This window comes from Thermosipho globiformans, from assembly GCF_003990895.1.
Classification (GTDB): Bacteria; Thermotogota; Thermotogae; order Thermotogales; family Fervidobacteriaceae; genus Thermosipho; species Thermosipho japonicus.
In genome coordinates, this window is the sequence record NZ_BHXD01000006.1 from 73,119 (window position 1) to 99,818 (window position 26,700).

Here is a 26,700-nt window from a genome sequence, read left to right on the forward strand (position 1 = left end):
GAATGAGAGTCAGCGTTCTTACATACGGTTGTAAGTTGAATCAATATGAATCAGAACTTATGGCCGAAAAGCTTGAAAATGAAGGATATATAGTGGTAAACGAGGAAGTAGAATCGGATATTTTTGTAATAAATAGTTGTGTTGTTACAAACGAGGCGACAAGAAAGATAAAGCAACAGATAAGAAGACTAAAGAGGAAATTTCCAGGAGCAAAGGTAGTAGTAACAGGTTGTTATTCTCAACTTGGATTTGAAGAATTAGAAAAAGAAGGCGTTGATCTTATACTGGGAAATAATGAAAAAAAATATATTGATAAATATTTAAGAGAATCTGGTGTTTTTGTTGATAAAGCGTACTGGAATAAGAATTCATTGGAAGATGAATTTGTTTTTTCTTCCCTTGCAGAGAGAACACGTGCTTTTATTAAAGTCCAGGATGGTTGTACAAATACATGTAGTTATTGTGCAATAAGGTTTGCAAGGGGAAATAAAATTAGAAGTAAGCCAGTTGATCTAGTTGTAAGTGAAGTCTTAAGGCTTGTAAATAAAGATTACAAGGAAATTGTAATCACAGGATTAAATCTTGGGAAATTTGGTAAAGATATTGATTCTTCTTTGCATGAGCTGTTAAGAAGCCTTGTTAAAATAAAGGGTGATTTTAGAATTAGATTGAGTTCGATAAATCCTGAAGATTTAGATGAAGAGTTAATAAATTTGATAGGAACAGAAGAAAAGATTTGTAATCATCTTCACATTCCTCTTCAAAGTGGAAGCACGGATGTATTAAAAAACATGAGAAGAAATTATACTCAAGATGATTATTTAAGGGTTGTTGATAGTATAAGGAAAATTGATCCAAACTTTTCAATCACAACAGATATAATGGTTGGATTTCCTGGAGAAAGCGAAAAAGATTTTGAAGAAACTTTGAAAGTTGTTAGAGAAGTTTTATTTTCAAAGGTTCATGCCTTTAGATATTCTGATAGAGCTAACACAATTGCTTCAAAGATGCCTAAAAAAGTGCCTGGAAATGTAAAAAAAGAAAGAGTTGAAGTTCTAGAAAAAGTAAGCACATCAGTTGCAAAGGACTATAGAAAAAAACTTGTTGGAAGAAAAGCAAAAGTTTTAATTGAAAGTTATAAAAACAAGATATATTCAGGATACGATGAATACTACGTGTTACATGAAACTTCCCACGGAGAATTCGGTAAGATAGAAAATGTAACAATACAGGCGGTAACCGACGAGGGAGTGATTTCTAAAAAGTATGAACGAAAGGTCTCTAATAGATAAGATACTTAACGGAATAGTTGTATATGAAACTGTTCGTATATATGATGGAAAACCTTTTGCAGTTAAAGAGCATTACAAAAGGCTAATTAATTCTTTATCGTATCTTGGAAGAGAAGATGAAGTAAGTTTAAATGATTTTGAAAAAGAAATTGAGAAAAATATTTCCTTTGATAGGGTAAAGGTATTTGCAATTGTGAGTGATAAGGTAGAGCTTTATTCTGTTGGCGAAAATATATTAACTAAAAGAGTAGAAAGTGTCAAAATAGATATTTCAAATGTAAGACATGCTGATCCATCTTCAATACCACCTAACTTTAAGTCACTTTCAAGAGCAGATGTTTTTCTTGCAAGGCAAAACAAAGGCGATAACTACGATGTGATACTGTTAGGGCAAAAGGGGCAGGTATGTGAAGGAAGTTTTTCTAACGTCTTTTTAGTTAAAGGTGGTAAGATAATTACTCCTTCACTTGAAAGTGGAATTTTAGAAGGTATTACAAGAACGTTTGTTATAGACATGTTAAAAGAAAACGGCTACACTGTTGAGGAAAAAATAGTCGAGGTAAAGGAACTATTCTATGCAGATGAGATTTTTCTTACACATACGAGCATGGGTATAGTTCCTGTAAATTATCTTGGAAAGTTTTCATTAAAAACAGAACTTTCTGAAAAATTTTCAAGGATGTTTGAGGAGTATCTTCATGCAAAGATTGGGTGAGATTTTACGGGAACTTGCAAAGAAGAATTTGTTTATGAAAGACCTTTATGTTTCAACCCTTTCAAGAGAGCATTTTGAAGATGTTATTGGAAAGCCTTTTAATGAGCATTGCAAGGTGGTTAAATTTGAAGATGGGATTATTTATATTGAATGTGATGATCAGCTTTTTGTAACAGAACTTAATTTTTTTAGAGAAAAGATACGTGGAAAGTTGAATGATAGATTAGGGATATATGCTATAAAGAAGGTAGTAATAAGGAAGAAGAGGAGGGCAATAAATGGACTATAGTGCACAGAATATAAAAGTGTTAAAGGGACTTGAACCGGTAAGGCAAAGACCTGGAATGTACATAGGTTCTACTGGAAAGGCAGGTCTTCACCATCTTGTATATGAAATTGTCGATAATAGTATAGATGAATCACTACAGGGGTATTGCGATACTATAAAGGTTACAATTTTCAAGGATGGAAGTGTTGAGGTAGAAGATAACGGTAGAGGTATTCCAGTTGATATTCATCCTGAAACTGGAAAGAGCGCACTTGAAGTTGTTATGACTACCCTGCACGCTGGTGGAAAATTTTCAAAAGATTCATACAAGGTAAGTGGTGGTCTCCACGGTGTTGGTGCATCGGTTGTTAATGCACTCTCTCAATGGCTTGAAGTAGAAGTACACAGAGATGGAAAGGTATACTATCAAAGGTATGAAAGAGGAACACCAACCTGTGAGGTAAAGATAATAGCTGAGACTGAAAAACGTGGAACAATAGTTAGGTTTAAACCTGATCCATTAATTTTTTCAACGACGGATTTTGATACGGATACAATTTTAATGAGACTTAGAGAGCTTGCATTTTTGAATCCAAATATTACTATTCATTTTAAAGATGAAAGAAACAATACAGAAAGAACGTTTCATTATACAGGTGGTATTAAAGAATTTGTCTCACATTTAAGTAAGGGAAGCAAATCCTTGCATGAACCAGTATATATTAGTGGAGAATACGAAAAGGTTAAAGTTGAAGTTTCTTTCCAATATACCGATTCAGATTTTGAAAAGATTTATTCATTTGTAAATAATATAAGGACTGTTGATGGAGGAACACATGTTACTGGGTTTAAATCTGCCTTTACAAGAGTCGTTAATGAATTAGGTAAAAAAACGGGGCAACTAAAGAAAGATTCATTGCGTGGAGATGATATAAGAGAAGGAATGGTTGCTGTTATAAGTGTTTTGATGAGTAGCACTCCAGAGTTTGAAGGACAGACAAAATCAAAGTTGGGTAACGAGGAAGTCCAAGAAGCTGTAGCAAAAGTAGTGAGAGAAAAGCTTCTTGAATTTTTTGAGACGAATGAAAATACGCTTAAGATAATTATACAAAAAGCACTGGAAGCAAAGAAAGCAAGAGAAGCTGCAAAACATGCTCGTGAAATGGTAAAGAGAAAGAGTGCTTTTGGAAGCTCTTCGCTCCCTGGAAAGCTTGCAGATTGTATTACTAAAAAGCTTGAAGAATCTGAACTTTTTATAGTCGAGGGTGATTCCGCAGGTGGTTCGGCAAAACAGGCAAGAGATAGAAATTTCCAGGCAATTTTACCACTTCGTGGAAAGATATTAAATGTAGAAAAGAGTAGTTGGCTTAAGCTTTTAAAGAATGAACAAGTTAGAGATATTATAACTGCATTGGGTGTTGGTATCGGCGATGATTTTGATATTAAAAAGTTAAGATATGGAAAGATAATAATAATGACCGATGCCGATGTTGATGGTGCGCACATTAGAACGCTTCTTTTGACGCTCTTTTACAGGTACATGAAAGAATTAATTGAAGAGGGAAGAATATATATAGCACAGCCTCCACTTTACAAATTAACTGTTGGAAAGAATCATTATTATTTCTATAGTGACGAGGAATTGGAGGATTTTAAAAAGACATTAGGAGATAAAAAATATGAAATACAACGTTACAAAGGTCTTGGTGAAATGAATCCAGAGCAACTTTGGGAGACTACTATGGATCCAAACGCAAGAAAATTGTTAAAAGTTTCAATTGAAGATGCGGAAACCGCAGATGAGTTGTTTGAAATGCTTATGGGTAGCGATACTGAGAGCAGAAAGGAATTTATATTTAGACACGCACTTTCTGTAAAGGAGATAGATGTATAAGTGAGAAAAGGTATTTTGTTTGTTTTGCTGTTACCTATTCTATCTCTTTCAATGTACATACAGTTTTTGGATGTTGCAACGGTTACAAGAAATGAAGTTACAGTATTTGATGTGGCGGCAACTTATACTCAAATTGATGCGACAAGCCTTCAAAATATTGTTCTGGCATATCTTCCTGAGAATTCTTCAACTGATATTAATATAAAGTACATACTTCAAAGACTTTCAAGGGTGGCAACTCAAATTGAGGCCACCCCTACTGTTGGCGTTGTAAAGGTTGTTTTTCCAAATCTTTTAACTAGTGAAAGTAGTATGTCTACTCTAACCGTTGAGCAGGCATTAAAAATAGCAACAGAATCTGCTCTTTCAATGCTTCCAGTAAATTCAACCGTGGAGGTTACTTCAACCTATGGTAAGATCGTTGAACACGATAATTTTGATTACGATGTAATTCAATCTGTTGGCGGAAGTTTTTTGGTAAGATTTGCTCTAAAAAAAGATGGTAGAACCGTCGGATATTTTAACGTTAACCTAATAGGAAAATGTATTAGGAAAATTCCCGTAGCTGCGAGAAATATTAATTACGGAGATCAAGTTAATCTGGACGATGTAACCTTTGCAGATGTAAATATATTTTCTTTAAGGGGAACACCTTTAGATGTATCAAAGCTTCCAATGATTTCTAGAAAGTATTTTAAAGTTGGCGAGCCTTTGTTTGAAGAGTATTTCGAAAGAGTTCCAGATGTGGTGGTTGGTCAGGTTATAGTGGGATATGTAGAATTGCCTGGTGTTATCGTAAAAACAATGCTTAGGGCACTTGAAAGTGGAAACGTAGGAGACGTGATTAAGGCAAGAAATATTGAAAGTGGAAAGATAGTATACGGGCTTATAGTAGAGGGACCTATGTTAAAGGTCGTGGAGGTGTCAAAATGAAAAAGTTACTAACTGCGTTTTTAATCTTATTTTCATTATTTATTTTGGCAGATTCTATATATAACCCAAATAGTAAATTTTCCAATATTATAGCAAGTCCACGTGCATCAAAAGTAGGAGATGTTGTAAATATACTGGTGTATGAATCACCAAGATTTTCTACAAGTTCTGAGGTGGATTCTTTCAAGAATACAATTCTTGGCGCGATAAGTAGTGGATCAAAAATACTTGGAAGTGATCTTTCAGGATTTTTGCCTATAAAAGATTCGGATAAAGTTAAAAGTTCAAACAAAAGTCAAACAAGTGTTATTTTGCAGATAACTGCAGTTGTTAAAAAGGTAGATGAATACGGTAATTTATACGTTGAAGGTCGAAAAAATATAAAGGTTGGTAATGACCTAAGAGAGATTATTATTACAGGATGGGTCAATCCTGATATGATTTCAGCAAAAAATACCGTTAATTCAACTGATTTGATGGATGCACAAATTTGGGAAAATGGGAAAATTATATTTGAAGATGATCCAAATGAAGGAAGTTGGCTTGGGCTTATTTTATCATCTCTTGCAGAACTCTTTAGATGAGGTGAAAATGTATGAAGAAGAAAATAATCATTGCCTTGTTAATTGTAGCAGTATTTTCACTTTCAGCGGTTGTTAGGATAAAGGATATTGCAAAATTTAGAGGTGCACGAGATAACCAACTATTCGGTGTTGGGATAGTTGTTGGTTTAAATGGAACTGGAGATGGAGGAACGCTTAATTCTCCACTCCTTGCAAACATGTTCAAAAATTTTGGGATACCTATCTCTGAGGAAGATATAAAATCAAACAACACAGCACTTGTTATGGTTGTTGCCGACATTCCACCGTTTTACAAAGAAGGAATGAGACTTGATGTTATAGTTGCATCGCTTGGCAGTGCAAAGAGTCTTGAAAATGGTGTGCTTCTTCAAACACCTCTTTATGGAGCAGACGGCAACATATATGCAGTAGCACAGGGACCTGTTTCAGTGGGTGGCGCTGAAGTAAAATCTTCAGTTAATCTCCAGAGCAGATTCAAAGTTACAGGCTACATTCCAAACGGTGCACTTATAGAAAAGGAAATTCCAGCAAATATTGTTTCAGATAATAGCGTAACTATACTTCTTCAAAACCCAGATATCACTACTTCTGCAAGAGTTGCAACTGCAATAAATGAAAAGTTTTCTGTAAAACTTGCAAAAGCAGTTGATCCTGCATCTGTTAGAGTACAGATACCCGATGCATTTTCAGATGATATTATTACCTTTTTGTCTATAATAGAAGAGCTAGAAGTTATACCCGATCAAGCCGCAAAGGTTGTTATAAATGAAAGAACGGGGACGGTAATTTTTGGTGGCGATATAAAGATTTCTGATTTTACCCTTAGCTATGGAAACTTTGTTGTGAGTATAAAAAATGGTGAAATTGATGGGCAGGAAGCTACAATTTCAAACCTGATTTCCGCGTTAAAGGCATTAGGTGCTACACCGCAGGATATAATAGGTATCATTGAGGAACTTCACAAAGCAGGGGCAATTTATGCAGAGGTAAAGGTTATGTGATATGTGGGGTGAATATAGATGGATATTTCAAAGGTATCTCAAAATACTGTAAATCAAATAAATGTTGATAAGTTAAAAAAGGTTTCAGAAGAATTTGTAGCAAATTTTTTCTTTCAAATCTTTAGAAAGATGTACGATACAATTCCAAAGTCATCTTTAATTCCAGAAAGTTTTGGTGAAAAATGGTTTAGGGAAAATATGTTGTATGAGTATTCCAAAATGGCTGCAAAAAACGATCTAAAGGATTTAAGTATGAGTGTGTATAGATCACTAGGTGGAAAGGTGTACAATCAGATTCCAAATACAAAAAAATAATTGGACATACTATTTGGTATGTCCATTTTTTTATGAGGTGAAAAAATGAGCTTTGTATATGGTATTGTACCATCTAGGAGACTAGGTAGATCACTTGGAATTTCTCCAATACCATTTAAGGTTTGTAATTATTCGTGTGTGTATTGCCAGCTTGGAAGAACATTAAATATGACAAATGAAAGAAAAACATTTTTTGATGTAAATGTTATTTTAGGTGAATTAAAGGAGTATATAAAGGTATATGGTGAGGATGTTTTTGATGTAGTTACTATTGTCAGTGAAGGTGAGCCCCTTTTATTTACCCCACTAGATGAATTAATAGATGGTATAAAGAAAATGACTTCTAGACAGGTAGTTTTAATAACAAATGGTTCACTTTTTTATAGGGAAGATGTTAGAAAAGAGGTTTTAAACTGTGATATTATAATGCCGACATTTGATGCAGGTAGTGATAGGGTTTTTAAAGAGATAAATCGTCCATATGGAAAAATTACATATGAGATGATGTACAACGGTCTTTTAAAGTTAAGAAAAGAGTTTAAAGGACAAATTTGGCTTGAGGTGATGCTTGTTAAAGGACTAAATGATTCACATGAAGAGATTTTAAAATTAAAAGAAAAGATTGAAAGAATAAAACCAGATAGGATTTATGTAAATGTTCCAGTAAGACCACCTGCAGAGCCTTGGGTTAAAATACCTGATAAAGAAAATATTGAATATGCAAAACAGGTTTTAAATGCTTACTCAATCGAAAAGATGGCAGATGGGAGTTTTTTAACTTTACATGATGATTATACCTCTGTTGTAAATATCTTGAAAAGGCATCCTTTAATGATGGATGATGTTAAAAGGAATTTTAAAGATAGCGAAAAGATTGTCAAAAAGTTATTAAAGGATCCAAGTATAGAAAAGTATCATTACAACGGGAAGGTGTTTTTTAGATTTAAAAAGGTGTAGTACAAATTAGATTCAAATTCTATGGTTTTGTTGTCATAAATTACGTTATTGTTAAAACAAGATGCCAACCGTTATGGCTGGCATCTTTTTATGCATATTCTTTGACTTTACTTCTAATTACACAATCATCTATTGCAACTTCACCTTTTATTACACCCTCAGCAAATGCTCTACAATTAGAATACCCGCATGCTCCGCAATTCATATTTGGTAAGTCGCTTAAAACTTCTTTTTCATTTTCATATACTATATCTTTATCTTCTATTTCATCAATTATATCTTCTCTACTTACTAATTTTTCCATTATATATCCCATTGCTAAAATTGCTGGAATTGTCAAAACATACCTTGTAGTAGCAAATGATAATCCTAAAAAACTGGATTCAACCATAAACATAACAATTTTTACTACTGCCCAGGAGCTAATTATTATAACTAAATTTCCAATACTTGCTCCTTTCAAAAACAATGCTTGCGCTACAGGAAATGCTGCGTATATAGGTCCTGCAGAAATTGCGCCCGTAAAAATTGATAAAAGTTTTCCTTTTATGCCAGATTCTTTACCAAAGTTTCTCATTATTACTTCAGAAGGCACCCAAACTGTAATTAATGATGATATTATTAATATAGGAGGCATAACTTCGAGCATTTCAATTAAAAATCCTTTTGTCATTTCTAATCCTCTAAAAAATATATCTGGTTTTGTAAAAAAAGCAATTGAATATAGAACTATGCTTATAAATATTAATTTATTGTTTTTTATTAGTTTTGTAAGTTTATTCATAAGATCACCGCCATTCCTGAAGCAATTAAGATTGCCGCTACAAAACTTATCCATAACCTGTGTAATGTAAATTTTTTACCAAAGTATTTTATTTCTATAGGCATTGTCGCAAAGCCAACCATAGTTAGTGTAGTAATAAAAGCTGCTATTGCAGTTAAGTTTGCTCCACTTTGATAGAGAGATTTTGATAATGGAAAAGCTATAAATGCTGGAATAATTGTTAAAGCACCGATAATAGCTCCATATACCGTACTTAGAAACTCATTAGAATTGCCAAGTAGTTGTTTTATCAATTCTGGTGGTAATATAGCAAGGACCAATCCTACTAATGCCATAACTCCTATAATCTCAACAAATGTTTTTACAAGTAAATTCTTGGATAATTTTAAGCTTTCTTTTGTTTTTTCTTTGCTTTTGAAAAATGACCAAATTAAAAATATTAAAGCAATGCCAATTAAAATCACTGTATTCATAGATCGACCTCCTTTTTTCTTTTTTCTTTATTATAATTATAGTGTATAATAAAAAATAAAACCGTGATTTTACTCACGGTTTTATTTCTCAGATTATTCAAATATTTTTAGATTGATCAATTTTATATGGTTTTTATCAATCTCTTCAATTATATTTTCATCTACAAGTTCTTTAATTTTTTTTGAAACGACTTCTCTTACGCTTCCTATATCGTTTGCAATTTTTTGTTTTGATTTAAAGTAAATAACATTTGATTTTTGCTGCTTATATAAAGATGAAAAGTACTTTATTATTCTCTCCTTTATAGATTTTATAATCAAAATATCTACGACATTTGATAAGTTCAATAACTTTTTTGATATTTCATTTAGATACAATACAAGAAAATCCACGTTTTTATTAAATAACTCAAGAATTCCTTCTCTTGATATTTCTAAAATTTTTGAATCTTCTTCTGCTATTATATATGAAGGATAATTAGCTCCGGAAAAAATTAATCCTTCTCCAAAACTTTCATTTTTACCTAAATATTTTAATACCTGTTCATAACCTTCAGAGGTATATTTTACCACCTTCAACTTACCTTCTATGATGATACTAACTTGTTTTAATTCTTCAATTGTAGAATGCAATATATCGTTTTTTTTTACTTCTATTATCTTTCCATATTTTCCCAAGATATTCTTATTTTCAATTAAAAATCTTTGAAAAGATTTATTTTTCACTTTTTCTTCCCAGCCATACTTTTGGATCCAGACTCTTTCCAAAGTTACACAGTCTTTTGTAAATAACTCATCAATGTTTTTCTTTTCCAAGCTTATGTTTACACCAATCAAGATACAATTTTTTTGATTATACTTGTTAAAGTACTTTTTTTCTTTAATTTGGTTTAACGCACTTTTTGCAAATTTATCCATTTTAATCTCTATTATATACACTCTATCATTAAATTCTATTACTATGTCACTTTTGCCAGTGCTACTTGCCTCTTCTGCTTTTACATTCAAACCACTTGATGCAAGTATCGTGTATATTAGAGAATGATAGTAACTTTCTTCTTTTTTGTGTAAGTTATATGGCACAGATGATATGATCCTTTTTATTTCATCAAATGCAGCATCAATCTTATTGTTTGAAAATGCTAGATATATATTTCTATCAGCTTCTTTTATGTAATTTCTAGGGATATTATAGCTTGCTTCAAGAAGTAATTTTGAAAATCCATTTTTGACTTCTAGATTTGGAAAGTCAAGTATATATTCATATTCAAGGCCATAGTATATTCTTTTTTTAAAGGTTAAGTACCCAGCTTGTGCAAAAAAGATGTTAGGAGGTGCATCTTCAATTTCATGACTTGAAAAATCTAGTTCGCTTACAGGATAACTAGTTAAATCTTTGTATGTGACCTTTTTTTCTTTTAGGTATTGATACAGAAAAAATGGAGAGCCACTTTCAAACCAGAAATTTTTAAACTCTTTTTTTTGAAAAAATTGAAGTATAGAAAAGGGATTATACACAAATTTATCTCCATCGAATGAAAAACCGTTATAGTACTTTTTAATTTCATCGAGTAATATACTTTTTTCTATATTTAACTCTTTTGATGTAACATCTATATACTCTTTAAAATAGCTTTCAAGTTCTTCTTGTGTATATCCAAACATGGTTGAAAATTGCTTGTCAAGAGATATATCATTAATGTTATTTAAAGATGAAAAAATACCAGTTTTAGTAAATTTGGTAATACCGGTAAGAAAGACAAAACGTAGGTTTTCATCTTGAGCCTTTAAAACTGCATAAAAGTTTCTTAAAATCACTCTCAATTTTTTTGCCATGTCTTTGTTTGTAATATTATCCAAAACAGGTTTTTCATACTCATCTACAAGTACAACAACTTTTTTGTTGAATTTTCTAGAAAGTTTAATAATGAGCTCTCTAAATTTACCGTTTAGTGTTTTACTCTCAAGAAAAATATCATTTTCTTGAGAGATAAAAAATAGTAAATCAGAAAGGTCAGCATAGAAGTTTTCTATAGATTCAGTGTTAACATCAACAAGGTTGATTCTAACAACAGGAAAGGTTTGACTAAAGTCCCATTTATCGTAAATCCAGGTGTTTTTGAATAATTCTTTGTTGCCTTTAAAAAGGTTTTCAAAAACACTGAGAGTAAGGCTTTTACCAAACCTTCTTGGTCTAGAGACAAAGAAGTATTTATTGCCGGAAGAAGCAAGGTCATATATAAACTTAGTTTTATCAACATAAATCATATTGTTGCTGACAATATCGGAAAAGTCTTGAAGACCAATGGGTAGACCTTTCACATTTTCACCTCTTCAATTTTTTCAATTAAGACTTCTGAAACATTTCTTGATTTACTAGAGATAGAGATACCAACTGCATACACAGACCTTGAAAGAAACTTTTTAAAATAGTTTTTTTCTTTGATCTGCTTTATAGCAAGACTTACACTTTTATCTATTTTAACTTCGAAAATAAATACTTCGTTATTGTATTTTAGGACGATGTCGGGTCTTCCAAGTATTTGCTCTTCTTCCATAGATACGTTAAAGCCAGACATAGCAAGGATAAGGTAAATCCAGCTTGAATAGAGAAGCTCTGGGATGTTCTCAGAAGCTTTAAAGGCTCTATAGCTTATACTTTGAATAGTTTCTTGAAGAGCATTTTTAAGTTTTAAAGGATCTTTGTTTTTGATACTTTCGCTGATATTCTTGATTAACTCGTATCTTTCTTCTTGATTCATTCCATATCTTGCCTCTGCAAATAGTTTTGCAAAGCTTGTTTGTACATCTCTATTTGGGAAATCCAATTTGTACCATACATCTCCGTTTTCTAAAATTTCTCTTTCTTTGAAGGTTAAGTATCCTGTTTGTGTCAAAAAACTTTCGATTGTGGCATTTTCAATTTCACGGCTTGTAAAATCACTTTCTGTTATTTTTTTTCCAACTATGTCGGTGATTTCAATGTTTTTGTTTTTTATATAATCGTATAGAAAATTTGGAGAACCTGACTCGTACCAATATGGTGAAAACCTTTCTTTTGAAAAAAAACACAGCACAGCATATGGATTATATACCTTATCAACTCCGTTGAAAGAAAAGCCGTTGTAGAAATCTTTGAGTTTTTCAAGAAAGGATTGCTTATCAACTTTAAATTTATCGGTGTATATATTGATATATTCATCAAAGTAGCTTTCAAGTTCTTCTTGTGTATATCCAAACATGGTTGAGAATTTATCATCAAAAGAGATATCTTCAAGGTTGTTTAGAGAGCTGAAAACACCCATTTTGGTAAATTTGGTAATACCGGTAAGAAAAACAAAACGTAGGTTTGAATCTTCTTCTTTTAAAATTGAATAGAAATTTCTCAAAAATTCCCTCATTTTTTGAGCATTTTCTTTTTTGTGTATATTATCCAAAACGGGTTTTTCATACTCATCAACTAGTACAACAACTCTGGAATTTAACTTTTCAGAAAGAGATTGAATAAGTTCTTTGAAACCGTATGAGATGTCTTTCTCAAGAAACTTTAGATTTAAGTTAAACTTTTTAGCAATAGTAGAAATTTGCATGTAAAGCCCTAATTGAACTTTCTCAAGACTTTCACAGTTAAGACCAACAAGGTTGATTCTAACAACAGGAAAGGTTTGACTAAAGTCCCATTTATCGTAAATCCAAGTATCTTTGAATAATTCTTTGTTGCCTTTAAAAAGGTTTTCAAAAATGCTGAGAGTAAGGCTTTTACCAAACCTTCTTGGACGAGAGACAAAGAAATATTTATTGCCAGAAGAAGCAAGGTCATATATAAACTTAGTTTTATCAACATAAATCATATTGTTGCTGACAATATCGGAAAAGTCTTGAAGACCAATGGGTAGACCTTTCACATTTTCACCTCAACAATTTTTAACTATTTCAAGATAATTATATCACTTAATTATTCAGTTTTTTAATGAGGCTAAAGTGGATTAAAAAGAGAATAATGGAGATTGATATGTAGTAGAATATGCTCATATAACTTTTAGGAAGGCTTGCAAACAGAAAGGTAAGCAGGTAGGAAAATGGTAAAAAGAGATTACCCATTTTTTGGGGAAATATATGGTGAAGGTGCTTTCTGTCTGCAAGAAAAGGATTTTCTTTTGAAATAACTCTTCTAATAAAGCTTGCCACCACTTCATAGAAGGGATATCCAAAAAAGATAGTTAAGTATACCATATCTTTCTCTATTGATAGTGCTGAGGAAAGAAGTAGAAATCCCGTAATTAATATTCCACTTTCTCCCATGAAAAGTTTTCCAAAAAAATTAAAGATGTATATTGGAAAGTAAGAAAGTGCAAGTTCAAATTGAGTAAGCATTGAAAGATATACTATTGACACACCGGTGGATAGGCCATTAAGTCCATCTATCATGTTAAGTCCATTAAAAAATGCTACTATCCAAAGTGTTGCAAAAATATCTGTGAATATATTGTGTATTCCAAATAGTGTTAGTTTATATTTATACACAATATATATAGCTATAACTATTTCAAATACAAATTTTTGTTTGTATGAAAGCTTAAACATATCATCTAGCATTCCAAAAAGTAGAAGCGAAAAAAGTACTAAAAATGGGTAATCAAAGAAGAAAAGAAGTATTGTAAATAATATAACTCCACCTACTTGAGGTGTAGGTTTGTGGTGGTTTTTCCTCTCTGTAGGATAGTCAAGTAATATATTATATTTTTTTGAAAAGTAGTATATTACAACTGTTATGAGAAAATATGCAAGTAGTTTCAAATTTTCACCATCTCAGAATAGATAAAGAAATTAAAAGATTAACCGCAGAAAAGACTCCAACAATTTTTTCTTCTTTCCAGCCCAAAAGTTCGAAATGGTGATGTATGGGCGACATTTTAAATACCCTCTTTTTAAATACTTTGAAAGAAAATACCTGGATTATAACACTAAGTGTTTCGACTATGAAGATGGTTGAGGAAAATACAAGCTGTGTTTCTATGTTATAATACATAGCATATGTTGCAAGAAATGCACCAAGTGCAAGTGATCCTGTATCTCCCATAAATATGGATGCAGGGCGCGAATTAAAGAGTAAAAACGCAAGAACAGAAGATATTATAATAAGTACGCTGTAGTCTTTAGTAAAGACCATGAGCGGTACCATTGAAGTTATCCAAACCCACCCCGCAAGACCGTCAAGTCCATCTGTTAAATTTACCGCATTTGATGCCCCAACTATTACAAATGTCCAAAAAATGTAATACGTAGTCTTTGAAACTTCGATACCAAATATTGGCTTGGGTGTTGTAAAAGAAATTAGGAGTATAGAAAAAATTACCTGAAGCAAAGATTTTTGATATGCTCTAAGGCCAAGTGCGTTCTTTTTAAGTATACTTGAGATATCGTCTATAACGCCGATAAATCCAAAAAGAATAAGGGAGAGTACGAAAATAATAGGTGCTTTGGAAATCAGCAAAAAGATACTTGCAGTTGATATAAATACAATGCCAGCTGCAGTGGGTGTTCCGCTTTTGTAGTTGTGAAGGTCAGGGCCTTCTTCTCTGATATATTGGCCGACTCTAATTTTTTTCATAAGTTTTATGTAGTAGTATATTAGTATAGCTGTAATTACAAAGTTTAGTATATACACGTAACCAGCTCCTTAAATAATTTTTTCTATGAAAAATATGGACAAAAGAAGGTGTAGAATTTCTTCATCATCTAATGCTTTTTTAAATACAAATAAAGCTTTCTCACCATCTATATTAAAAATATACCTATGAAAATTATCGGCAGATTTATAATCTAAAAGGTAGTAATTTCCTGAACTTTTTGAGATAAGATATTTTTCTCCTTCAAGCTCGATTTCTATAACATCATCTTTTTTGACTATACTGCACGTTTTGCTACTATCACAAAAAAATTTGTTTCCCTTTTGGGAAACATTTAAATTTATTGAATCTCCTAAAAATCTTTTAAGAAGTTCTATGTTTATCTTTTCAAATGTAATCATTTGAACGTTTTTTCCCCTTTATTTATTTTTTGAAAGATAATATCTATTGCAACATCCCTATCTTTAAATGGTACTTTGTGATTTTCATCAAATACCTGATATGGTTCATGTCCCCTTCCTGCAATTAATATTACATCTCCTCTGTTTGCAAGTGTGATTGCAGTATCAATGGCTTCTTTTCTATCTTCTATGGAAAGGCTCAAGCTTCCTGAGACAAGACCAGCTTCAACATCTTTAATTATCTTTAGAGGATCTTCACCCCTTGGATCATCAGTTGTAATAATGGTTATATCTGAGTATTTTGATACTACTTCTCCCATCATTGGTCTTTTACCTATATCAGATTGGCCTCCTGCTCCAAAAACGGTAATAAGTCTTCCTTTGGTAAGTTTTCTAAGCGAGAGTATTACCTTTTCAAGTGCATCGGGGGTATGTGCAAAGTCAACAACTATTTCTATTCCAAGTTTTTTTGCCTCGGGTATGATTTCAAATCTACCGTCAACTCCGCGGAATGTTGCAACAGATGCAATTACCTCATCTATATCGTAGCCTATTTCGGCAAGTGCAGCCACAACCAAAGTGATATTGAATGCATTATACTCGCCAATTAATTGTGATGCAACTTTCTTTTCACCGTATGGTGTATCTAATTTAAAGAAAGTACCGGACCAATTGGTTGTAATTTCATGTATGACGTAATCTGATGAACTGTCTACTCCAAAGCTAACAAGTTTTATATTTTTGTTTTTATTTTTAACTTCTTGCAAAAGCTCATGATTTACTATTGCAATTCCATTTGGTTTTAGAAGGTTCAAGATATGAAATTTTGCCCTTTTATAGTTTTCAAAAGTTTCATGAAAATCAAGATGATCCCGTGTTATATTTGTTATACCTACTATATCATACCTTATACTTTCTACTCTATACTGAGAAAGAGCATGGGATGAAACTTCCATTCCATAGTATTTTCCACCATTTTCAAGGGTTTTATACATATTTCTCATTACTTCAATAGCACTTGGTGTAGTATTTGGATGGTAAAATTTATCACCCATTATATCGTTTACCACTGTACCACTTATACTTCCCTTTATTCCAAAGTTGTGCATGATGTGATGGAATAAGTGAACAGATGTGGTTTTCCCATTAGTTCCCGTAACACCGAACGTGATAAGTTTTTCATATGGTTTGTTGTAAAATAAGCTTGCAATTATTGATTCAGCAATTCTTGAATCAACAACTTGTATGTAAGGGTATTTTCTTATTTCTCTTTCTACAACAAAAACATTAGCACCTTCCTTGTAGAGGTCATCTACAATATTGTGTGAATCAAAGGTTGTCCCTTTTCTGCAGATAAAAAGGGTGTTTTCTTGAATATCTTTTGAGTTTGAAGAGATATAATTAAATTCGAGCTCCTCATCGCAGTTTACCTTAAGAATTAAAGAATTTAATTCTCTTAAAATATCCTTGATTTTCAAAAATAAATCACTCCCTTTTAAAAGGGTTCTTTTTAAAAATTATATAACAAAACATTAAAAAATTCAATATTTTAGGTAGGAAAAATTAAAAAAGCGATAAAAATTCTTTTATGTTTTCTTTGCTTACTTCTATTCCAAGCTCTATATCAGGTGTATTTTGACCGTGAAAATCTGAACCCGCCGTTTTTGCAAGGTTGTACCTTTCGGCTAATTTTTCATATGTTTCGATCATATCTTTTGTATGTTTTGAATAGTACACTTCTATTCCTTTTAGCCCTAACTCCACCATTTTTTTAAGTAGCTTTTCAATTTCATCTTTATCTTTACTTGTTTGATATGGGTGTGCAAATACTGCAATACCACCTGCGCCATTAATTATTTCAATTGCACTTTCAAGGTCTAACCTTTTTTTATCTTCATACAGTGGCATACCGCGTTTGAGATATTTTTCAAATGCCTCTTTTCTATCTTCAACGTATCCTTTTTTCAGTAAAAGTGATGCAAAGTGTGGACGGCCAATGAGGGTGCCGTTTGCCTCTTCTAATAACTCTTCAAGAGTTATGTCAAATCCAAGTGCATTGGCCTTTTCAACCATCTTTATGTTTCTTTCGTATCTGTATTGTTTTAGTTGATCAAGGACTTTATTTAATTTTTCATCATTTATATCAAAGCCATATCCTAGAATATGAAGTGTTGTAGGGTGCTCAATACTTATCTCAACACCGGGGATAAATTTTTTTTCTTTGATTTGTTTTACTCCATCTATAGTATCATGGTCGGTTAGTGAAAAATATTCAATTTTTCTTTCTTTTACTAACCTCACAAGCTCATTTGGACTAAACGTTCCATCTGAGGCAGTTGAGTGCATGTGAAAGTCTACTAGCAACTAGTTCATCCTCCTTTGTAATTTTCAAGTGCCTTTAAAAGAATTTTGTAATCAAAAAAATTCATCCATATTCCTTGTACTCTTTCTATATTTAGCTTTTTTTGTATTGGTACAAAAAGCATGTGATATATTTTTTGAACATGTCGTTTTTTCACATGTATTTTTATACCTTCTTTTAGTATTCCAATAAGGACATCTAAGTTTAAGACATTAAAAAGACCATCTACAAAACCATAGAATTGATCGTTATCTTTAAATTTTAACACACATACATTTAATCCCTTTATATTGTAAAACTTTGCCTTTTTAATTGTTTTTAAAAAAGACTTTTTTTCTATATCTTTGTAGTATACCACATCTAAGATATCTTCAAAACGTCTATTTTTTAAAAACTTTGAAAAGTAATAAAACTCGTTTTCTCTTGCGGTTCTAAACATTGCTGTATCTGTATAAAGTGCAATTGCAAAGGAAAAAAGGATATCATCATTTAGTTTTAGGTTTTCTTTTATTGAAAGATTGTAAAGGTTAATAACGTTTGCACTGGAAGGCTCGATATAACAGAAAAGTGCATTTTCTACAAACTCTCCATCTCTTTTATGGTGATGGTCAAATATTACATATGGTTTATTAATCTTGAAAGGAAGGTCTTGCCTTTTTTCTGTGTCGTATATAAAGATTATGTCAAAATCGTCTATATTATCAGTACTGCTTTTTAAATTGAGCATTTCAATTAATCCTGCAGCACTTCTAAGCTCGTATGGGGGTATAAAGTAGCTTCCTCCAAAAGTGGATAGTCCCCAGTATATAGAGGCAATCCCATCACAGTCAGATTTTACGTGTGTTGTATGAAGAATTTTTTTGCTTTTTAGGTTTAATAACTCTTTAAAGCTTAGATTTTTCATATCATTTAGATTATACCACTAAAAAAGTGCGGCTTTGAATTGTTCAAAGCCGCCAGAATCTACTTTTTATTTATTTTGTTTTTTATTTCTCTTATTTTTTGGATATTTTCCTTGCTTGAGATTATAAGGTAATCGTCTGTTTCGATAACAACAAGATTTTCAACATCGTTTAAAATTGTTATCTTTTTACTTTTTACAATATTTGCTTTTGAATCAAAATAGTACGTGTTTTCGTTTATAACATTTCCATTTTCATCTTTTTTGCTGTGTCTTTCAACGGAAGTCCAACTTCCTACATCGTCCCACCCAAATTCAGATGGGATAACATAGATATCTTTTGCATGTTCCATTATTCCATAGTCAACTGAAATTTTGTCTACCTTTGGGTATAGCTCTCCAAGTATTTTCAGATATTCTTTTCCAGAATATTTGAAAATTTCTTCTAGAATGTTATATGTATTTGGAAGGAACTTTTTTGTGTTTTCAAGGATAGTTTCTGTGTTCCAGACAAATATTCCTGCGTTCCAAAGGTAGTTTCCTTCACTTAGGTATTTTTTTGCAACTTCAAGACTTGGTTTTTCAACAAATCGTTCAACTTTTAATACAGATTCGTTTACGTTTAAATTGTCTTTGCTTTGGTATTTAATATAGCCATACCCTGTTTCTGGTCTATCTGGTTTTATACCGAGTGTTACTATGGCGTTTTTATTTTTGTTTATAAATTCAAAAGCATTAGATAGTGCTTTTTGAAAGTTTTCTACATCTTCTACAAGGTGGTCTGCGGGAAGAACTGCAAGATTTACATCGCCGAGCTTTTCTTTGATATAAAATGCAGATAATGCAATACAAGGTGCTGTATTTCTTCCAGCAGGCTCGATTATGATATTTTCCTCAGGAAGAGTTGGAAGCTGCTCTTTTACCAAATCAACGTAGATTTGCCCTGTGACAACAAAGGTATTTTCAATTGGTAAAATACCTTTTAGCCTTTCAACTGTTAACTGGATCATAGTTTTTTCATCGAAAAGATTTAAAAATTGCTTAGGTTTTTCATCGGTTGAATACGGCCAAAATCTTTCTCCTTTTCCTCCTGCCATTATAAGGGCGCAATTTTTCACGCTTTTTCCTCCCTTTGCTTTTTTATCATTTTTAATTATACCATTATTATTCATACTCTCCGTGAATTTCTTTATAGTATTTTGTATTTTCATCATCTGCAGAAAAATAGTTAAAGCACAGACATGTAAATGGATTGTCTGTACAATACGGTGGCCTTCGATTGTTTTTCAGGATTGATATAAGCTTTTGCTTTATAAAGTGTAATACAAAATTTCTTTGATCTCCACGACCATCAAATTTTGAAAGCGCGCACATTAATATATACCATATGGTCTGTTCTAAATCTTCGAAAGATAAAATTTTATATTTGTATGCTTTATAGTACCTTCCAGCTATATTTTTGACATCATCTTTGTATGTTTTGTATATATCCAAGATAGATTCCCCCTTACATATAAAATTTACAAATGTATACATAACAGATAAAAACAAAGAGGAGAAGGCATGTGCCTTCCCCTCAAAATTTTACTTAAACAAAATGTTTGCAAGATAATCTATTGCAGGTGAAAGCACAAGTTCTAAATCTTCTCTGTCTATATCTACGTGTAGATAATCGAATATACTATCTACTAGTTCTATTACTTCTTTTTTCTTTTTTTCGCCTTCACCGGGTCGCTCGACTAGACTCATAAAGAGTTTTACAATTGACCATATCATACAGCTCACCTTACTTTAATATGTCTATTAAAACATTTGTGTTTGATTCAAGAACTCTTGCCTCGTCAAAAACATATCCTTCTGGAACAAGACCGTTGTCTATTAAAACTTGTGCATCTGTTTGAAGAGCAGCTGTATCTATATTTTCAACAGGATTTTGAACATTTACCCTGAATGCTTTACCATCTTCTTGATTTCTAAAAACAAGTGTAAGTCTTTTCATATTCCCCTACCCCCTTAAAATTTTTATTTTACTTACATTACTGGTGTATATGTAACTAATTGTGCTGAATAAAGAGAATAGTTTGTGTACTTTTCTATTGTTTGAGCGATTAAAAGTGCTTTTTGAGCATCGACACTGTCTTGGACATTTAATGACTGTGTTTTTAATATAGGCTCGCCATTTTCATCAGTTCCAACATTCCATTTTATAGATAGCTTTTTCATGGCTTTAACCCCCTTCAAAGTTTTTTTGTTTTTTCATTTTCAGGCGGCCGCCTTCACTTATATATATCTACGAAAAAAGCAGTCTGTTTACTAAATGTATACATATGTATATAAATTGTAACATGTATATATTGACTGTCAAGGATTTATATGGAAAGATATAAAATTTTTGTGATTGATCTTTTGTTAATGTTGCTTAAAGATAAAAGAATATTGAAAATATAGTATTTATGTGTGAGCGTTATTGAGATTTTTCTTAGAAATACGTAATTTAAAGATTTATATTGTAAATTTAGTTTAAATTTGCAATAAAAAATAGTTTCTTAAATTTTAAATTGAAGGTTATATGATATAATCTTTTCGATTTGTAGAAAGGAGGAGTTATTATGTACCAAGGGTGGAAAGAATGTCCGAGGTGTGGAAAATATATGCCAGATTATGCTAAGATTTGCTTTGATTGTGGTTGGTATTTTTATTGGGAAAGGGAAATTGGCGAAGATGATGAAGATTACTATGAATACGATAGCTATGAATATTATGAAGAGGATGATGAACCAGTGGAAGATTATCCAGATATGTTGGAGTTTTGGAATTCAGAACTTGGAACTGATTTCGAGGATGAAAATGAACTTGGGCAATATTTAGATGATTTAGGTTACTAATTTAAAAATGTCAGATTTTGAAATGTAGATTCGTTTAATAAAAGGAACAAATTGATGAGGAGGGACAAATGCATGCGGATATACGTAGATGGATCCTACTACGATGATTTAAACATCGCAGGTTTTTCATATTGCGTAGTTGAAGATGAAGAAATAAAGTTTACGTATAAAGATGCGATGAAAATAAAGAGAGGAAATTCCATTATTGCAGAATTATTGGGAGTTATTAAAGCATTGGAGTATTGTAATAACCTTGGAGTAAAAGAAGTTACAATATTGCACGATTATAACGAAATTCCAATGCTTGCATCTTCGTATAGGAATACAAAAAATCCGTATATTAATTCGTATGCAAAAAAGTTGAGACAGTTTTGCCAACAGTTACAAGTAAGCTTTGTGAAAGTAAAGGCTCACAAAAATGATAGATTTAATAATTATGTTGATGAAATGTCTAGAAAAAGTGTTGAAGAGTATTTGATAAAAAAGTTGAAGAAGAGTAAGTATTATAAAAGATAAAAAATTATTTGCTTAGTGAATTACAAAAACAATTAAAAGATTTCTCATTATTTGATTTTTTATGCAGAGGGAGGTTTTTGAATGATTGAAAATGTACTATTGCTTGGAAATGGCTTTAATTATAGTATATTAAAGTTTATAGATGATAGTTTAAAGGAGAAAATAAAAGGTATAATGAGTCTCTGGAGTAGGTTTGAGCAATTTTTTCTGAAATAAGAAAAATTGGAAAGTACAAAGACTTAACAGATGAAAATATTATAGATATTATAAATCATTCTTTAGAAATACTTGGGAAATTACCGCTTGTAAAGGATGGAGATTTAAAAATATGTCTTCAAAAATTTAAAAAAGAATTTTTTGTGAAAATTAAAGATGAGCTTTTAAAAATTGTTGAGAGGTTTATTGAAGCAGAAAAAGAAGGGCTGCACCAAAATTTAGTAGCTTTTTACTATCAACATACAAATTATAACATATACGAATTTGTAAAGAATAATAATATTTCGGTATATACTACAAACTATGATGGAATTGCCGAAATGATAGTTGGCTATGATAAAAGCGGTAACAAAGGTAATACAAGAATAAAACTACGTGATATGTTTGGAGGAGGGGGAAATGGTTATAATGTTTTTGAAATTGATAATTACTTTAGAGATTATGAAAAATCAAAATTGATACATTTACATGGTTCTTATAAATATTTTTCATACTTAGGTGATTATATAAAATTAAAAAGCTGTTGTTGGGATTTCTACCACCAGAATAAAGAATTTCTTTCTCCTACTATAGTTTTTAATGCACCAGAATTAAAGAAAAAGCAGATAAAAGATTCTTTGTTATTAAGTGTTTATTTTAGAACTTTTAGAGAAGAATTAAAAAATGCAAAAAATCTTATAATATGGGGACAATCTTTAAAAAATGATTTATATATAGAAGATATTATCCGAAAATTTTTTATTGAAGAGTATTATAACAAGCAGAAAAGTAAACAAATTATAATAGTTGATATAGAAAAAAAGCACAAAATTGAAGATGTCTGTAAGAATAAAAATATAGTACTAAAATATGTGAACCCAAAAGATTTTAACAATCTCAAGGATTTATTTGAAAATATTGGCGCAAATATGATTTAAATAATTTTTTTGTTTAATAATTTTTGATTTGTCAAAAAAAGAATCATTTAAATTTATGCAACAATGTGAATTTTTTGAAAATATATTGTTTAGATAATTTTTTGTGTGTTATAATATAATTTGCAATCAAAAGAAAGTGATGTGTTAAGAAATGTTGATAAATATTGTATCTTAGATTGTTGAATGGTATACTTTTTCTGGTAGAGTGTGTAACTTGTAATAAGGAAAAAGCTTGTGAATTTTTAAAAGTTGATGCTTTAAAGATTCATAATAATTTAAAGTAGAAAGTGAGGAGTATTATGAATATTTCTCGTTTGTTGTTTGCTATAGATTTTGTTATTTTTTTGATAGTTTCATTTTTAACTACGAGTTCAATATTATTTTCAATATTTTCTTCACTTTTTCTAGTAATTTCTTTATTTGCGTTTAGAACTTATGAAAATATCGAAGCAAAAAATGATCACTTTTTAAGGATAATAGTTTCATACTTTTTTGGTATCGCAATTATTTTAATACTTAATCTTCCTTTTAATTTTCATATCTCAAAGCTTTTCTTTATAATTTCATTTCTTGTAGCTATAACCGTACTTCCAATTATTCACTTTGTGCTTTACAAGTTTGCACTTGTAAAAACACCAGTGAAAAAATATCTTGTTATCGGCAAAAAAGAAGAATTTTATGATATTTTAAAAGAAATTGAAGAAAAATCAAAAGGTAAGATAAAATTTGTTGATTTTATTAACCCATCTCCTGCTGTGCTCAAAGAAAAGGTAAAAGCAGCTGATAGGGTTCTTGTGTGTGATTTAGAACTTGAAGAATATGTAAAAGATGATCTAGAAATTTTGAGTAATACATATAAAGTGGAATATTTGCCAAATTTGGTTGAAAAGATATTAAAGAGGATACCGATTAAGGTGGTTGAAAAATTTGAAGAGTATTATAAAATATCTTTTAGGAATGTAAATGAATCTCCTGCAAAGAGGATACTAGATATTTTTGGATCTATTGTAGGGTTAATAGTTTTTTCTCCTTTTATGCTAGTAGCTGCTATAGCTATACTTATTGAAGATGGTAGACCTGTTGTGTTTAAGCAGTTAAGAGTTGGGAAAGATAATAGCGAGTTTATGCTAATAAAGTTAAGGAGTATGAGAAAAGAGAATAAAAATGAAGCAAGGTTTGTGGATGATGAAAAACATAGAATTTTAAAAATAGGAAAGTTTATACGTCCAACTAGGATAGATGAATCGTTGCAATTTGTAAATGTGTTAAAAGGAGATATGAGCATTGTTGGGCCAAGGCCAGAACAAATTCCTTTTGTTAGGATGTTTGAACAAGAAATACCGTATTATTCACAAAGACATAGGTTGAAACCAGGACTAACTGGTTGGGCACAGATAATGTATAAATATTCCTCGTCAATAGAAGAGACAAAAAAGAAGTTAAGTTATGATTTGTACTATATTAAGAATAGAAATGTTTTTATGGATTTGATGATAATTTTGCAAACATTTGAAGCGGTTGTTTGGAAGAGGGGTGCGAAATAGTATTGATTTTGATATTTTTAATAACACATTTGAAGGATTATTTATTCTAAGAAATTTAATTTTTTAAACTATTTAATATTTAATTGTTTTAAGTATCAGTTTTGAAAACAATTGAATTGTAAGTGAGTATAAAGTAAAAGATTGATTTAGTATATTTATGTATATTTTTATACTTTTACTTTTTGTAAAATGGCAGGTTGAAATCAAAGCAAAGGGAGTGTGTAATGATTGAAAAAGAAGATTTTACAGATTATAACGCGTTCGGATTGGGCAGGAGGGCAAAAAGTTTTATATACAATTGTATATGGAATAAAGAAAAAATATTCTAAAGAGTTTGAAATAGAAGTTGCAGCGGGTGAAGGGAATGGGATTTTGTTTGAAGAATTAGAAAAGATTGGTGTAAAATATTATCGTTTAGAAAATCTTGTTCGTAATGTAAACCCAATAAAAGATTTAAAAGCATATTTTGAAATTAAGAAGCTTATAAAGTTAGGCAATTATGATATAGTTCATGTTCATTCTTCGAAAGCTGGCTTCTTAGCAAGAATTGCAGCAAAAAAATGTAAAACCAAAAAAATTATTTACACGCAGCACGGTTTTTGGGGAATAGAACAATATAAAGGACTTAAAAGGAAAATCTTTATTATGTTAGAACGTATTGCAGCAAATTTTTCTGATTATATCGTATTTCTTTGCAATAGAGAAAAGCAAAAAGCTGAAAATTTTAAAATTGGTTCCGCTTCTAAATATGCTGTAATTAAAAATGAGATATTACCAATAGAAAATATTCAAAAAGGAAAGCTTAGAAAAGAACTTAATATACCTGAAAATATAAAAATTATTGGTAATGTTTCCAGGCTTGATAAACAAAAAAATCCGATAAGATTTCTTGAAATTGCAGAAGAGGTTATTAAAAAAGTGGATGATGTTTTTTTCGTATGGATTGGTGGAAGTGTGGTTGAAAATTATTATTCAAACCAAGTAAAAAAAATTCTTAATGAAAAACCTTATTTAACAAAAAAAATTAAATTTCTTGATTTTCGAAAAGATGCAATAGAATTAATGGCAGATTTTGATGTGTTTCTATTAACATCTGATGAGGAAGGCATGCCTCTTGTTATCCTTGAAGCTCAACAATTGGGGATACCCGTTGTAAGTACAGATGTTGGATGTGTAAGGGAAATGAACACTATAGTCCTTTCTAAAAATGAAGATTTTATTAAATTTCTTATAGATTTTTTAAACTCAAATCAAAGAAATAATTTAAAATCCCATTCCAATTATTATGAAATGATTGATAAATACGTAGAGTTGTACAAATAATAATGGTGAGGTATTTATAAAAATAATGACTTTTGGATTTTAATTCAAAAAGATTTTAGTTTGGAAAATTAATGAGCTTATTATAAAAAATTTTAATCTTTCTTTCAGAATGTGTTTTTATAAAAGTGCATTTTTTTGAAGTTTATTTTTATATCTTCTGCGTTATTTTTACAATTTAAATTATTTTTGGTATTTGTTGGCTAATTAGCTTTTAATAACATTACCAATGATATTTTTATATTTTATTGGCAAAATTAATAATATCTTAAACTTTAAATTTTTTATATAATAAATTTTTAAAATTTGTAAATTGCTATATTTAGTAGATAAATATTTGATTGTATATGAAATGGTAAATGTCTTGTTTTGATTTTATACTTATAAGACAGGCCATATCTTGTTTTTAAGGTTACATATTGAAAGGTTTGAAGAAAGATTAATTAGCTTTTTAAGTTATAAGTTTGTTATAACTTTTAAAATTTGGTGATTATTTAATTCTTTTTCGTTTTTAATTTATAAAAATTAGTTATGACACTTTTATACAATAATATTTCTAATCATCCAATGTCAGAAAAAAATTTTTACTCTTTATTTCTAAATTAAATAGTTAAAAAAGAAATTTTTGATTTTATGATGTTTTTAATTTTTACTTTATTTTTTCACAACTGGAAGAATTTATTATTCATGTTTTGACCCTGGCCAATGTAAAAAGTAGGTTAAATTAGAATATAAAAAAAGGGCTACACCTGCTAAAATTATTTTTGTACCAAAAATAATCTTTATCAAGGA

Annotated in this window: 30 protein-coding genes; 15 read left to right on the top strand and 15 right to left on the bottom strand. The window is 30.7% G+C overall.

The window, feature by feature from the left end:
* The first annotated feature begins 2 nt into the window (after positions 1-2).
* Genes mtaB through EO083_RS05800 form a run of 9 tightly spaced genes read left to right on the top strand, consistent with a single transcriptional unit; the run spans position 3 to position 7,959 of the window.
* Positions 3-1,292, top strand: coding sequence for a tRNA (N(6)-L-threonylcarbamoyladenosine(37)-C(2))-methylthiotransferase MtaB (mtaB, locus tag EO083_RS05760; protein ID WP_126993223.1), 1,290 nt, complete (start codon positions 3-5; stop codon positions 1,290-1,292).
* Positions 1,267-2,007 carry an aminotransferase class IV gene (locus tag EO083_RS05765; protein ID WP_126993224.1) on the top strand — a complete coding sequence of 247 codons (741 nt, stop codon included), beginning with the start codon at positions 1,267-1,269 and terminating at the stop codon, positions 2,005-2,007. Before mtaB ends, EO083_RS05765 begins: the two co-directional genes overlap by 26 nt.
* On the top strand, positions 1,991-2,296 hold the full coding sequence (locus EO083_RS05770) for a DciA family protein (protein ID WP_126993225.1): 306 nt from the start codon (positions 1,991-1,993) through the stop codon (positions 2,294-2,296). The genes EO083_RS05765 and EO083_RS05770 overlap by 17 nt, the downstream gene beginning before the upstream one ends.
* Positions 2,286-4,169: a DNA topoisomerase (ATP-hydrolyzing) subunit B gene (gene gyrB / locus EO083_RS05775; RefSeq protein WP_126993226.1), complete on the top strand. Its 1,884-nt coding sequence runs from the start codon at positions 2,286-2,288 to the stop codon at positions 4,167-4,169. The genes EO083_RS05770 and gyrB overlap by 11 nt, the downstream gene beginning before the upstream one ends.
* The gene (gene flgA / locus EO083_RS05780; RefSeq protein WP_126993227.1) at positions 4,170-5,102 is read left to right on the top strand and encodes a flagellar basal body P-ring formation chaperone FlgA; all 933 of its coding nucleotides are present in this window, start codon (positions 4,170-4,172) and stop codon (positions 5,100-5,102) included.
* A complete protein-coding gene (locus EO083_RS05785; RefSeq protein ID WP_126993228.1) occupies positions 5,099-5,686 on the top strand; it encodes a flagellar basal body L-ring protein FlgH in 588 nt (195 codons plus the stop codon). Before flgA ends, EO083_RS05785 begins: the two co-directional genes overlap by 4 nt.
* 11 nt (positions 5,687-5,697) lie before the next feature.
* On the top strand, positions 5,698-6,687 hold the full coding sequence (locus EO083_RS05790; RefSeq protein ID WP_126993229.1) for a flagellar basal body P-ring protein FlgI: 990 nt from the start codon (positions 5,698-5,700) through the stop codon (positions 6,685-6,687).
* Positions 6,688-6,705: 18 nt separating this feature from the next.
* Positions 6,706-7,002 carry a rod-binding protein gene (locus EO083_RS05795; protein WP_126993230.1) on the top strand — a complete coding sequence of 99 codons (297 nt, stop codon included), beginning with the start codon at positions 6,706-6,708 and terminating at the stop codon, positions 7,000-7,002.
* A gap of 45 nt (positions 7,003-7,047) precedes the next feature.
* Positions 7,048-7,959 carry a radical SAM protein gene (locus EO083_RS05800; RefSeq protein WP_126993231.1) on the top strand — a complete coding sequence of 304 codons (912 nt, stop codon included), beginning with the start codon at positions 7,048-7,050 and terminating at the stop codon, positions 7,957-7,959.
* An 88-nt stretch (positions 7,960-8,047) separates the two neighbouring features.
* Here the strand turns inward: EO083_RS05800 and EO083_RS05805 are convergent, their stop codons facing one another.
* The 15 genes from EO083_RS05805 to EO083_RS05875 form a co-directional block, all read right to left on the bottom strand.
* A complete protein-coding gene (locus EO083_RS05805) occupies positions 8,048-8,743 on the bottom strand; it encodes a permease (RefSeq protein ID WP_126993232.1) in 696 nt (231 codons plus the stop codon).
* Positions 8,740-9,216 (bottom strand): permease, encoded by a 477-nt coding sequence (locus tag EO083_RS05810; RefSeq protein ID WP_126993233.1) that lies wholly within the window; start codon positions 9,214-9,216, stop codon positions 8,740-8,742. The genes EO083_RS05805 and EO083_RS05810 overlap by 4 nt, the downstream gene beginning before the upstream one ends.
* Before the next feature lie 93 nt (positions 9,217-9,309).
* The gene (locus tag EO083_RS05815) at positions 9,310-11,538 is read right to left on the bottom strand and encodes an AAA family ATPase (RefSeq protein WP_126993234.1); all 2,229 of its coding nucleotides are present in this window, start codon (positions 11,536-11,538) and stop codon (positions 9,310-9,312) included.
* On the bottom strand, positions 11,535-13,121 hold the full coding sequence (locus tag EO083_RS05820) for a PD-(D/E)XK nuclease domain-containing ATP-binding protein (RefSeq protein WP_126993235.1): 1,587 nt from the start codon (positions 13,119-13,121) through the stop codon (positions 11,535-11,537). The genes EO083_RS05815 and EO083_RS05820 overlap by 4 nt, the downstream gene beginning before the upstream one ends.
* A 46-nt stretch (positions 13,122-13,167) precedes the next feature.
* On the bottom strand, positions 13,168-14,013 hold the full coding sequence (locus tag EO083_RS05825) for a glycosyltransferase family 4 protein (protein WP_126993236.1): 846 nt from the start codon (positions 14,011-14,013) through the stop codon (positions 13,168-13,170).
* Positions 14,014-14,017: 4 nt separating this feature from the next.
* Positions 14,018-14,884, bottom strand: coding sequence for a phospho-N-acetylmuramoyl-pentapeptide-transferase (gene mraY, locus EO083_RS05830; protein WP_126993237.1), 867 nt, complete (start codon positions 14,882-14,884; stop codon positions 14,018-14,020).
* A gap of 12 nt (positions 14,885-14,896) precedes the next feature.
* Complete coding sequence (locus EO083_RS05835) at positions 14,897-15,247, bottom strand: hypothetical protein (RefSeq protein ID WP_126993238.1); 351 nt, start codon at positions 15,245-15,247, stop codon at positions 14,897-14,899.
* The gene (locus EO083_RS05840) at positions 15,244-16,725 is read right to left on the bottom strand and encodes a UDP-N-acetylmuramoyl-L-alanyl-D-glutamate--2,6-diaminopimelate ligase (protein ID WP_126993239.1); all 1,482 of its coding nucleotides are present in this window, start codon (positions 16,723-16,725) and stop codon (positions 15,244-15,246) included. The genes EO083_RS05835 and EO083_RS05840 overlap by 4 nt, the downstream gene beginning before the upstream one ends.
* A gap of 85 nt (positions 16,726-16,810) precedes the next feature.
* A complete protein-coding gene (locus EO083_RS05845) occupies positions 16,811-17,611 on the bottom strand; it encodes a PHP domain-containing protein (RefSeq protein WP_126993240.1) in 801 nt (266 codons plus the stop codon).
* A gap of 5 nt (positions 17,612-17,616) precedes the next feature.
* Positions 17,617-18,513, bottom strand: coding sequence for a DHH family phosphoesterase (locus EO083_RS05850; RefSeq protein WP_126993241.1), 897 nt, complete (start codon positions 18,511-18,513; stop codon positions 17,617-17,619).
* 59 nt (positions 18,514-18,572) lie between these two features.
* Entirely contained in the window at positions 18,573-19,628 is a 1,056-nt protein-coding gene (locus EO083_RS05855) for a mannose-1-phosphate guanylyltransferase (protein WP_241229985.1), read from the bottom strand.
* A gap of 46 nt (positions 19,629-19,674) precedes the next feature.
* On the bottom strand, positions 19,675-20,004 hold the full coding sequence (locus EO083_RS05860; protein WP_126993243.1) for a sigma factor: 330 nt from the start codon (positions 20,002-20,004) through the stop codon (positions 19,675-19,677).
* 90 nt (positions 20,005-20,094) lie between these two features.
* On the bottom strand, positions 20,095-20,286 hold the full coding sequence (locus tag EO083_RS05865) for a hypothetical protein (protein WP_126993244.1): 192 nt from the start codon (positions 20,284-20,286) through the stop codon (positions 20,095-20,097).
* Between the two features lie 10 nt (positions 20,287-20,296).
* On the bottom strand, positions 20,297-20,509 hold the full coding sequence (locus EO083_RS05870; protein ID WP_126993245.1) for a DUF2922 family protein: 213 nt from the start codon (positions 20,507-20,509) through the stop codon (positions 20,297-20,299).
* A 32-nt stretch (positions 20,510-20,541) separates the two neighbouring features.
* A complete protein-coding gene (locus EO083_RS05875) occupies positions 20,542-20,733 on the bottom strand; it encodes a DUF1659 domain-containing protein (RefSeq protein ID WP_012579866.1) in 192 nt (63 codons plus the stop codon).
* A 386-nt stretch (positions 20,734-21,119) separates the two neighbouring features.
* Here EO083_RS05875 and EO083_RS05880 point away from each other — a divergent pair, with 386 nt between their 5' ends.
* The 6 genes from EO083_RS05880 (at position 21,120) to EO083_RS05900 (ending at position 25,911) form a co-directional block, all read left to right on the top strand.
* Positions 21,120-21,395: a hypothetical protein gene (locus EO083_RS05880; protein WP_126993246.1), complete on the top strand. Its 276-nt coding sequence runs from the start codon at positions 21,120-21,122 to the stop codon at positions 21,393-21,395.
* A gap of 72 nt (positions 21,396-21,467) precedes the next feature.
* Positions 21,468-21,911: an RNase H family protein gene (locus EO083_RS05885; RefSeq protein WP_126993247.1), complete on the top strand. Its 444-nt coding sequence runs from the start codon at positions 21,468-21,470 to the stop codon at positions 21,909-21,911.
* A gap of 81 nt (positions 21,912-21,992) precedes the next feature.
* The gene (locus EO083_RS10105; RefSeq protein ID WP_277600364.1) at positions 21,993-22,127 is read left to right on the top strand and encodes a hypothetical protein; all 135 of its coding nucleotides are present in this window, start codon (positions 21,993-21,995) and stop codon (positions 22,125-22,127) included.
* A gap of 143 nt (positions 22,128-22,270) precedes the next feature.
* A complete protein-coding gene (locus EO083_RS05890; protein WP_126993248.1) occupies positions 22,271-23,044 on the top strand; it encodes a hypothetical protein in 774 nt (257 codons plus the stop codon).
* A gap of 299 nt (positions 23,045-23,343) precedes the next feature.
* Positions 23,344-24,588, top strand: a complete 1,245-nt coding sequence (locus EO083_RS05895) for an exopolysaccharide biosynthesis polyprenyl glycosylphosphotransferase (RefSeq protein WP_126993249.1) — start codon at positions 23,344-23,346, stop codon at positions 24,586-24,588.
* Between the two features lie 228 nt (positions 24,589-24,816).
* Complete coding sequence (locus EO083_RS05900; RefSeq protein ID WP_126993250.1) at positions 24,817-25,911, top strand: glycosyltransferase; 1,095 nt, start codon at positions 24,817-24,819, stop codon at positions 25,909-25,911.
* The last annotated feature ends 789 nt before the right edge of the window (positions 25,912-26,700 follow it).